This is a genomic window from Streptomyces sp. NPDC048211 (genome assembly GCF_043202315.1).
In the GTDB taxonomy this organism is placed as follows: Bacteria; Actinomycetota; Actinomycetes; order Streptomycetales; family Streptomycetaceae; genus Streptomyces.
Window position 1 is genome coordinate 482,260 of sequence record NZ_JBIDAD010000001.1, and the last position, 9,466, is coordinate 491,725.

At 71.4% G+C, this 9,466-nt stretch carries 9 protein-coding genes; 4 read left to right on the plus strand and 5 right to left on the minus strand.

From position 1 onward, the window contains the following. Positions 1-96: 96 nt before the first annotated feature. Positions 97-858 (plus strand): SigE family RNA polymerase sigma factor, encoded by a 762-nt coding sequence (locus ACGFZA_RS02260; RefSeq protein WP_393676572.1) that lies wholly within the window; start codon positions 97-99, stop codon positions 856-858. Between the two features lie 230 nt (positions 859-1,088). Here ACGFZA_RS02260 and ACGFZA_RS02265 read toward each other — a convergent pair whose 3' ends face one another. Then, a complete protein-coding gene (locus tag ACGFZA_RS02265) occupies positions 1,089-1,757 on the minus strand; it encodes a uridine kinase (RefSeq protein WP_393676574.1) in 669 nt (222 codons plus the stop codon). A gap of 150 nt (positions 1,758-1,907) precedes the next feature. Between ACGFZA_RS02265 and ACGFZA_RS02270 the strand changes: the two genes are divergently transcribed. Continuing rightward, on the plus strand, positions 1,908-2,324 hold the full coding sequence (locus ACGFZA_RS02270; protein WP_385287910.1) for a hypothetical protein: 417 nt from the start codon (positions 1,908-1,910) through the stop codon (positions 2,322-2,324). 56 nt (positions 2,325-2,380) lie between these two features. Here the strand turns inward: ACGFZA_RS02270 and ACGFZA_RS02275 are convergent, their stop codons facing one another. The 3 genes from ACGFZA_RS02275 to deoC are packed head-to-tail and all read right to left on the minus strand — an operon-like array spanning position 2,381 to position 5,674. Continuing rightward, positions 2,381-3,292, minus strand: a complete 912-nt coding sequence (locus ACGFZA_RS02275; protein WP_393676576.1) for an aldehyde dehydrogenase family protein — start codon at positions 3,290-3,292, stop codon at positions 2,381-2,383. After that, positions 3,285-4,721, minus strand: a complete 1,437-nt coding sequence (locus ACGFZA_RS02280) for an aldehyde dehydrogenase family protein (RefSeq protein ID WP_393676578.1) — start codon at positions 4,719-4,721, stop codon at positions 3,285-3,287. Before ACGFZA_RS02280 ends, ACGFZA_RS02275 begins: the two co-directional genes overlap by 8 nt. A gap of 5 nt (positions 4,722-4,726) precedes the next feature. Further along, the gene (gene deoC, locus ACGFZA_RS02285) at positions 4,727-5,674 is read right to left on the minus strand and encodes a deoxyribose-phosphate aldolase (RefSeq protein ID WP_385287936.1); all 948 of its coding nucleotides are present in this window, start codon (positions 5,672-5,674) and stop codon (positions 4,727-4,729) included. Between the two features lie 181 nt (positions 5,675-5,855). Here deoC and ACGFZA_RS02290 point away from each other — a divergent pair, with 181 nt between their 5' ends. Further along, entirely contained in the window at positions 5,856-6,494 is a 639-nt protein-coding gene (locus tag ACGFZA_RS02290) for a PH domain-containing protein (protein WP_385287917.1), read from the plus strand. Positions 6,495-6,561: 67 nt separating this feature from the next. Here ACGFZA_RS02290 and ACGFZA_RS02295 read toward each other — a convergent pair whose 3' ends face one another. Then, positions 6,562-7,635, minus strand: a complete 1,074-nt coding sequence (locus ACGFZA_RS02295) for a (+)-(1(10)E,4E,6S,7R)-germacradien-6-ol synthase (RefSeq protein ID WP_385287920.1) — start codon at positions 7,633-7,635, stop codon at positions 6,562-6,564. A gap of 489 nt (positions 7,636-8,124) precedes the next feature. Here ACGFZA_RS02295 and ACGFZA_RS02300 point away from each other — a divergent pair, with 489 nt between their 5' ends. After that, a complete protein-coding gene (locus ACGFZA_RS02300; protein WP_393676581.1) occupies positions 8,125-9,432 on the plus strand; it encodes a cytochrome P450 in 1,308 nt (435 codons plus the stop codon). Positions 9,433-9,466: the final 34 nt, after the last annotated feature.

Below are 9,466 nucleotides of genomic sequence, written 5' to 3' on the forward strand. Positions count from 1 at the left end.
ACAGGTCTGTGACAGTCGGCGGACGTGGCCATGAAATCGCCCCGGCAAGCTCGTTGACACAAGGAACGGACGGACTCCACCGATGGGGGGCGCGAGATGAACACCACGCACAGCATCACCACGAGCGCAGTTGTCACGCGTCTCCACGACGTCGGGCGGAGCACCGAGAAGTCCGGCGCCGCAGTGAACGGGCGGGGGTGCGTTCGAGGCGCCGGGCGTCAGTACCCGTCATTCATGACGGTGGTCGACGCGCCTGCCGCCACGGCGGCGGGCAACGGGGGAAGCGCGTACGGGGAGCTCACGGGGGAGCGGAAGGCCCCGGCGCAGGCCGAGGACGCCGAAGCGGCGTTCACGGCCTACGTCCGGGAGCGCCGCGCCTCCCTGTACGCCACCGCCTACCACCTGACCGGTGACCGGTTCGAGGCCGAGGACCTGCTGCAGAGCGCCCTGTTCTCGACGTACCGGGCCTGGGACCGGATCAGTGACAAGGCGGCGGTCGGCGGCTACCTGCGCCGCACGATGACCAATCTCCACATCAGCGCCTGGCGCAGGCGCAAGCTGAACGAATACCCGACCGAGGAGCTGCCGGAGACGGCGGGCGACACGGACGCGATGCGCGGTACGGAGCTGCGCGCCGTGCTCTGGCAGGCGCTGGCGCGACTGCCCGAGACGCAGCGCACGATGCTGGTCCTGCGCTACTACGAGGGCCGTACGGACCCGGAGATCGCGTCCATCCTCGACATCAGTGTCGGCACGGTGAAGTCCAGCATCTGGCGGTCGCTCCGCCGGCTGCGCGAGGACGAGGTCCTCAGCTTCGGACGTGACGAGGAGGAGTCCTTCGGCGAGCTGGTGGCCTGAGGCAACGGGGGAACGGGGTCGCCGCTTCGGGGGAAGCGGCGGTGCACGGGGGATACGGGGGAAACGGGCCGCCGCCTCGGGGGAGGCGGCGGTGCACGGGGGAAGCTGAGGGGTCGGACGGGCCGGGGGGTCTTGTCCGGCCCCTCAGTGCGTGTGCGCAGGGACGGGGATATGGGGACCGCGGGCGCGCGTGCCGGGTTTCCGGGGCGCTGCTCCCGCGCCTCCGCTCCTCAGTCGCCGGCGGGGCCGGCTTCCGCCGACGTCAGCGTCGGTGCGGGTGCCGGCGTCCGGCACCGGCCCGCAGCGGCGGCGGCCAGGCGGCCCAGGGCCTCGGCCTTGCCGCAGGGGTACGCCCCCAGTTCCGCCTGGCGCGCCACGATCCGGCGTTCGGCCCGCATCAGCCGCCAGCCCCGCCGCAGCAGGAACGGTACGGACTTGCGGCCTTCGCGCAGGTCCCGCAGCAGACGGCGGCGGAACGTCGTCGACGGGCGGCCGCGCAGGCACAGGGCGTCCGCCAGGAGACCCAGGGACTGGCAGCGCCCGACGATGTCGGCGGCGAAGATCCCCTCGGCCACGAAGAGCGGTGTGCGCTCGATGTGGAAGCCCTCGTGCCCCGTACGGGAGCTGGTCGCGATGTCGTACACCGGGACGTCGGTCCGTCCGGTGCGGCAGAGGTCCGTGATCGCGGCGACCGCCGCGTCGGCGTCCCAGGACAGCGCGGAGTCCCAGTCGATGTCCGTGCTGCCGGTGACGACGGGCAGCGTCGGGTCGCCTGCCTCCTTGTAGAAGTCGTCCAGCCGCAGCACCGGAAGACCGGTACGGGCGGCCAGGGATGACTTGCCGGAGCCGGAGGGGCCCGCCAGCAGGACGACGCGGCTCGAAATCGCTTGGGAACTCACAGAACACAAGTGTGAGGCATTGACCCGCACAGGGGATCCCCGGAGGTCTTGTTGGTATCCGGCATCACACCTCAACTACTCTGTGCACTCAACCGATTACTCGATTGATGGTTCGAATCGGCCGAATCGGCCCGATCAGGTGGGAACTTCATGGCACGTCACGCACTTTCCAAGTCCCGGCGCCGCACGCTGCTGCGGGCAGGTCTGACCGTCACCGCGGTGGGCGCCGCGCTCGGCGCGGGGGGTGCGGCGGCCCAGGCGGCTCCGCTGCCCCTCGTGCAGGCGTCGGGTACGGACACCAGCCTCGGCGAGGCGAGCGAGGCGGCCGGTGGCGCGCTCACCGGGGCGCTCGGTCATTCGCTCGGCAACGGCATCGCCCCCGTGACGCATCTGCGGCTCGACCCGCTGGCCGGCACGGGTGTGGACCCGCTGGACAACGCGGTGGGAACCCAGATCGCCGACTTCAAGCCGGTCTCCACCGCCCTCGTCACCGACCCGGTGACCAGCGGCGGCGCGCTGAAGGACCTGCCCGTGGTCGGACAGGTCGCGGGACTGCTGCACGGCTGACACCGGAAGCGGCCCGTGCCCGGGAGACCCCGGGTACGGGCCGCTGCCCGTGCGCGTCAGTACGAGGAGCCCGAGACGCCCAGTGCGCCCGTCGGGTGCCAGACGGTCTTGGTCTCCAGGAACGCGGTGAGCCGGTGGGTGCCCGGATCGGCCGACCAGTCGGTCCCGGCCTCCGCGCCGCCGTCCACAGGCTGTGGACGGCGGACCCGCTTCAGGTTGTCGGCCGCCGCGATCTCCAGCTCCTTCGCCAGATCCGCGTCGGCCCCCGTCAGATCGATGCCGTTCACGTCCTGGTGGGAGGCGAGCGGCGCGGCGATCTCCGCGGTCTTCCCCGACAGGATGTTGACGACCCCGCCCGGCAGGTCCGAGGTGGCCAGCACCTCGCCCAGCGACAACGCGGGCAACGGGGACCGCGCCGAGGCCACGACGACCGCCGTGTTGCCCGTCGCGATCACCGGTGCGAGCACCGAGACCAGGCCCAGGAACGAGGACTCCTGCGGGGCCAGGACGGTCACGACACCGGTCGGTTCGGGGGTCGAGAGGTTGAAGAACGGGCCCGCGACCGGGTTCGCCCCGCCCACGATCTGGGCGATCTTGTCCGTCCAGCCCGCGTACCAGACCCAGCGGTCGACGGCCGCGTCCACGACGGCCGCGGCCTTGGACTTCGACAGCCCCTCGGCCTCCGCCACCTCGCGGACGAACTGGTCCCGGCGGCCCTCCAGCATCTCCGCGACGCGGTAGAGGATCTGGCCGCGGTTGTACGCGGTCGCGCCCGACCAGCCGCCGAACGCCTTGCGGGCGGCCACGACGGCGTCACGCGCGTCCTTGCGGGAGGACTGGGGGGCGTTCGCCAGCCAGTTGCCCTTCGAGTCCGTCACCTCGTACACCCGGCCGCTCTCGGAGCGGGGGAACTTGCCCCCGACGTACAGCTTGTAGGTCTTGAAGACGCTCAGTCGCCCGTCAGACATCGAGGTAGGCCTCCAGACCGTGACGGCCGCCTTCGCGGCCGAAGCCCGACTCCTTGTATCCGCCGAACGGCGAGGTCGGGTCGAACTTGTTGAACGTGTTGGCCCAGACGACGCCCGCCCGGAGCTTGTTCGCCACAGCGAGGATGCGGGAGCCCTTCTCCGTCCAGATGCCGGCCGAGAGGCCGTACTGGCTGTTGTTGGCCTTGGCGACCGCCTCGTCCGGCGTGCGGAAGGTCAGCACGGACAGGACCGGGCCGAAGATCTCGTCGCGGGCGACGGTGTGCGCCTGGGTGACGCCGGTGAACAGCGTCGGCGCGAACCAGTAGCCGGCGGAGGGCAGCTCGCACGGTGCGGACCAGCGGTCCGCGCCCTCGGCCTCGCCGGTCTCGACGAGCGCGGTGATCCGGGAGAGCTGCTCCTCGGAGTTGATCGCGCCGATGTCGGTGTTCTTGTCCAGCGGGTCGCCGAGGCGCAGCGTGGACAGCCGGCGCTTGAGGGAGTCCAGCAGCTCCTCCTCGACCGACTCCTGCACGAGGAGCCGCGAGCCCGCGCAGCAGACCTGGCCCTGGTTGAAGAAGATGCCGGTGACGATGCCCTCGACGGCCTGGTCGACCGGGGCGTCGTCGAAGACGATGTTGGCGCCCTTGCCGCCCAGCTCCAGCGTGGCCTTCTTGCCGGTGCCGGCGATCTGGCGGGCGATGGCCTTGCCGACGACCGTCGATCCGGTGAAGGCGATCTTGTTGACGTCCGGGTGGTCGACGAGGGCCGAGCCCGCGTCCCCGTAACCCGTCAGGATGTTGACGACGCCCTTGGGCAGGCCCGCCTGGCGGCAGATGTCCGCGAAGAAGAGCGCGGAGAGCGGGGTCGTCTCGGCGGGCTTGAGCACCACGGTGTTGCCGGTGGCGAGCGCCGGGGCGATCTTCCACGCGAGCATCAGGAGCGGGAAGTTCCACGGGATGATCTGGCCGGCCACGCCGAGCGGGCGCGGGTTCGCGCCGTAGCCCGCGTGGTCCAGCTTGTCGGCCCAGCCCGCGTAGTAGAAGAAGTGCGCGGCGACCAGCGGGAGGTCCGCGTCGCGGGTCTCCTTGATCGGCTTGCCGTTGTCGAGGGTCTCCAGGACGGCGAGCTCGCGGCTGCGCTCCTGGATGATCCGGGCGATCCGGAAGAGGTACTTGGCGCGCTCGGAGCCGGGCAGCGCCGACCACTTCTCGAACGCCCGGCGGGCCGCCTTCACGGCCCGGTCCACGTCCGCGGAGCCTGCCCGCGCGACCTCGGAGAGCACCTCCTCCGACGACGGGCTGACCGTCTTGAAGACCTGGCCGTCGGCCGCGTCGGTGAACTCACCGTCGATGAACAGGCCGTAGGAGGGGGCGATGTCGACGACGGAACGGGACTCCGGCGCCGGTGCGTACTCGAATGCAGATGCCATGGGAATCAGTCCACCGTCACGTAATCGGGGCCGGAGTAACGGCCGGTGCTGAGCTTCTGGCGCTGCATCAGCAGGTCGTTCAGCAGGCTGGAGGCGCCGAAGCGGAACCAGTGGTTGTCCAGCCAGTCCTCGCCCGCCGTCTCGTTCACCAGCACCAGGAACTTGAGGGCGTCCTTGGAGGTGCGGATGCCGCCGGCCGGCTTCACGCCGATCTGGATCCCGGTCTGCGCCTTGAAGTCGCGCACCGCCTCCAGCATCAGCAGGGTGTTGGCGGGGGTGGCGTTGACCCCGACCTTGCCGGTCGACGTCTTGATGAAGTCCGCGCCCGCCAGCATCCCGAGCCAGGAGGCGCGCCGGATGTTGTCGTACGTGGACAGCTCGCCCGTCTCGAAGATCACCTTCAGCCGGGCCCGGCCGCATTCGGCCTTCACGGCGAGGATCTCCTCGTACACCTTCAGATAGCGGCCGGAGAGGAAGGCGCCGCGGTCGATCACCATGTCGATCTCGTCGGCCCCGGCCGCCACCGCGTCGCGGACGTCCGCGAGCTTCACGGCGAGTGCGGCGCGCCCGGCCGGGAAGGCCGTCGCGACGGACGCCACCTTCACGCCCGAACCGGCCAGGGCGGCGACCGCGGTCGCCGCCATGTCGGGGTAGACGCAGACCGCCGCGGTGTGCGGGGTCGTGCGGTCGGTGGGATCGGGATGGACGGCCTTGGCGGCGAGCGCGCGGACCTTGCCCGGAGTGTCCGAGCCTTCCAGCGTCGTCAGGTCGATCATCGAAATGGCGAGGTCGATGGCGTACGCCTTGGCCGTCGTCTTGATCGACCGGGTTCCGAGGGAGGCGGCGCGCGCTTCGAGGCCGACGGCGTCGACGCCGGGCAGCCCGTGCAGGAAGCGGCGCAGCGCACTGTCGGACGCCGTCGCGTCGGCGAATGCGGGAGCAGTGGTGGGCATGGTCACCAGAGGAGCATATCTACGCGCGTAGCGGCCTGTACAGGGGCCCCGGCCGTTCGTGCATCGCGCGGCGCCGGCGGGTGGGGCGCACGCCTGCCCGCAACGGGTCCCGACGAGATCCGTACGCGTGTCCGGGCGGCCGCCCCCGCGTTCGGTGCCCGCGTCAGGCAGAATCGGGCTCATGACGAGCCCCACCCAGCCCTCCGAGCCCACCTACGCCGACCGGACCTTCCGGTCGCCCGCCGGGCTGGTCGGGGGCGCCCTGCTGCTCCTGCTGATCTGCTGGATCGGCGGCGACGCCGCGATCCGGGGCGAGGGCCGCGTGCCGTGGCTGTCCCTGGCCGGGCTGCTGACCGTGGTGCCGCTGGTGGTCGCCTTCAGCCTGCGGCCCGTGGTGTTCGCCAACGACGAGCGCATCAGGATCCGCAACCCGTTCCGGACGATCACGCTGCCGTGGACCGATGTGGCGGACGTCCGGGCCGGGTATTCGAGCGAGCTCTTCACGCGCGACAACGAGAAGTTCCAGCTCTGGGCGGTCCCGGTGTCGCTGCGGCAGCGCAAGAAGGCCGCCCGTCACCAGACCCGGCAGTCGATGGACGACCCGTACCGCAGGACGTCCGTCACCGCCGACGTGCGCGACACGAAGGGGCGGACGGCCGCCGCGGACCAGACGGTCGTAGACCTGCGGGAGCTGGCCGAGCGCGCGGGTGACAAGCCCGTGGCCGGGGGCACGGTCAAGTCGGTGCGCTGGGCGTACGAGGTCATCGCGCCGGCCGTGGCCGGCGCGGTCCTGCTCGTGGTCCTGGGCGCGATCGGCTGAGGGACCTCCTGACCGGCTGAGCCGTTTCCTCCCGGTCCGGGGCCGGGCGGGAAGCACTCCGCCCCGGTCACTCGTCCTTGAGCAGGGTCCACCACCAGGCGATGCTGGCGATCGGCAGCGGCTGGTCCGCTTCCCGTGCGTGGAAGGGGGAGGCGGCGCTGCCGGCGGGAAGGTCGGCGGGGTTCTCCGGATTGACGTAGCGGTTGGTGGTGAGGGACCAGTCGTAGTCGGCCCGGATCCAGTGGTCGCAGTCGGTGATCCAGCGGTGGAGCTCGGGGCCGGCGTCGTGCAGGATCTGGTCGCGCAGCCGGAGGTAGAGGGCCATGGCGCGGGTGTGCATCATGGCGGTCTCGCTGACCGCTTCGGCGAGCGTGCAGTTCCGCTCGTACGCGATCAGGTCGACGATGTTCCCGTATCCGTCCTGACTGCGCTGGCGCTCCTTGTGGTACGAGACCAGGTCGTTGGACCAGCCGATGATCGAGGCGAAGACCTCGACGAACCCGCGGACGTCGTGGCGCTCGTAGTCGGCCGCCGGGAGGTCGTATCCGTGGATGATCTCGCTCAGGGTCGAGAAGATCTTGACCGCCGAGGAGTCGAGCCGGACGGCCAGGTGGTCCGAGAGGGTGGGAATCCGCCCGTGGGCGTTGTTGGCGGCCATCCAGACCTGGCCCTGGAGATACGCGCGGAAGCCGGCGGCCCAGCGCGCGGTCTGCACGGGCGTGGTCAGGTTCTCCAGCCGCAGCCGCAGTTCGCGCAGGGCGGCGCTGTAGCTGTCGTCGGTGGGGGTGGTCCAGGGGACTTCGACGATGCGCTGGAGCTTGGTGACGATGAGCAGGGTGGCGTCCGGGGATGCCGAGACCGGGCCCTCGTCGCAGTATTCGTCGTCGAAGGCGAAGAGCCACATCAGGAAGTCCGACGTCCACTGCAGCGCCGCCAGGCGCCCGGACGGGGCGCCGCGGCTGGTTATCTCCCCGACGGAGATCCGTGTCAGCCGTTCGCGCTGTGCCCGGTCGGAGTAGAGGCCGAAGCGATCGAGCCAGGCAGCCGAGCGCTCGTCGATCTCACGCCAGCCCGGGTGGATCCCCGACGGGAGTGGAACCCACAGCTGAGGGATCTTCGGTGCGGGAGCTGGGGAGGTCATCGCCACCCTTTCGAGTGCACTTTTCAATTACGCTGAGTTCCGGAAGTTATCAAGGTGTACGGGGAACAGGTACAGCCGTTTTCAGCCGGGTTGGCCTACGGGCCGGTGTTCGTTCCCTCGGGGGATCGGGCATTTCCGGCCATGTTTCGGGCCCTCCGAAACCGCCCACGTGGTTGATCGCACCCCGTTCGCGAACGGTCTCCTCGGCGCGTAGTTGGCCCGAAAGTGACTCTTGCGTGTCCGGGTCCGACCGGTACCGCAGCCGCGGAACGGGCCCCACCGGTACCGGACTTGACACCGCCGCCCCCTCGCCGGCAGCTCGCGGTCCGCGGGCGGGGACACCCGACTGCGCCGTCGGCATGCGGCCGCCCCGGACGCGTGTCTGAATGATCGGGTGCGCAGTCGTGCGAGCCGGTCCGGCGTCGCGCCGTCCGTGGAGCGGCTCGCACACGCCTCCGGCCCTCCCTTCCCTCACAGGCGGTCATCACCGTGGACTTCCTCGCCGCGTACGACGCGGTCCCCGAGACAGACGCAGCGCAGCGGATCGCCCTGCTCCGCCGGAAGACGGCCACGGACAAGGCCGGGCTCTTCCGGGAGCTGCGTGCGGCACGGCCCGTGTTCGCCACCCCGCTCGGCGTCTTCGTCACCCGGCACCCGGACGTCCTGGAGGTGCTGTCGACGCCGGAGGTCTTCACCGTCGGTGTCCTCGGACCCGCCCTCGAAGACGTGCTGGGCGCCCCCTTCATCCTCGCCCGCGACGGCGCGGACGTGCACTGGCGCGAGCGCGGGTACGGGCAGATGGTCCTCGCCCCCGAGGACGCGCCCCGGGTCCGCGCCCTCACCGCGTCCCTCGCCGACGCCGTACTGGACGCGGCCGTGGCGGGGGCCGCCGGGCGCGGGAGCGACACGTTCGACCTGATCCAGGACTACGCCCGGGTGGCGGCCGCCCGGGTCGCCGTCGAGTACCTCGGCTTCGACGGCATCCCCGAGGAGATGCTGCACACCCACTCGCGCCGGATGCAGTGGGCGTTCGCGGTCAACCCGGGCGGTGACCCGGAGGTCCACGCCGCCGGGGCCGCCGCCGGCAAGGAACTGCACGACCGGGTGGCCGCCCTCATCACCCGGCGCCGGGCCTGCGGGAGGGACGGGACGGACGGAACGGACCGCCCCGACGACGTCCTGGGACGGATGCTGCGCACCCGGCTGCCCGACGAGTTCGGCTTCGACGACGAGCGGATCAACGCCAACCTCGTCGGCTATCTCACGGGGTACCAGCAGAACGCCACCCAGTGCGCGGCCACCGCCCTCAAGGAGCTGGCGCTCCGCCCCGAGGCGCTCGCCGAGGCCGAGCGGGCGGCCGCCGACCCCGACCCCGCGCGCTTCGACGCGTACGTCTGGGAGGCGCTGCGCTTCCACCCCTTCGTGCCGGCCACCCCCCGCCTGTGCGTACGCGACCACGTCCTCGCGGCGGGAACACCCCGGCAGACGCCGATTCCCGCGGGGACCCCCGTGGTCGCCTCCCTGTACTCGGCGATGTTCGACGAGGACGTCGTCGACGCTCCCACCGAGTTCCGGACCGGACGGCCGCCGTCGCACAACCTCGTCCTCGGATACGGCGCCCACGACTGCGTGGGCAGGTACGCGGCGTCCGTCATCGTTCCGGAGCTGGTGCGGCGGGTGCTGCTGCGCCCCGGGATCCGGCCGCCGGCCGGTGGCGAGGAGGCGATGGACTACGCCGCGACGCCCTACCCGCAGCACTACCCGGTGGCGGCCGGCCCGGACTCCGGCGGCCGCTGATCCCCCACGTCGCCGCGCCCATCCATCCGACCCG

Excerpts from the sequence above, each read along its gene's own strand:
- ACGFZA_RS02260 (WP_393676572.1), top strand. The coding sequence starts at position 97 with ATGAACACCACGCACAGCATCACCACGAGCGCAGTTGTCACGCGTCTC.
- ACGFZA_RS02270 (WP_385287910.1), top strand. The coding sequence starts at position 1,908 with ATGGCACGTCACGCACTTTCCAAGTCCCGGCGCCGCACGCTGCTGCGG.
- ACGFZA_RS02275 (WP_393676576.1), bottom strand. The coding sequence starts at position 3,292 with ATGTCTGACGGGCGACTGAGCGTCTTCAAGACCTACAAGCTGTACGTC.
- ACGFZA_RS02280 (WP_393676578.1), bottom strand. The coding sequence starts at position 4,721 with ATGGCATCTGCATTCGAGTACGCACCGGCGCCGGAGTCCCGTTCCGTC.
- deoC (WP_385287936.1), bottom strand. The coding sequence starts at position 5,674 with ATGCCCACCACTGCTCCCGCATTCGCCGACGCGACGGCGTCCGACAGT.
- ACGFZA_RS02290 (WP_385287917.1), top strand. The coding sequence starts at position 5,856 with ATGACGAGCCCCACCCAGCCCTCCGAGCCCACCTACGCCGACCGGACC.
- ACGFZA_RS02295 (WP_385287920.1), bottom strand. The coding sequence starts at position 7,635 with ATGACCTCCCCAGCTCCCGCACCGAAGATCCCTCAGCTGTGGGTTCCA.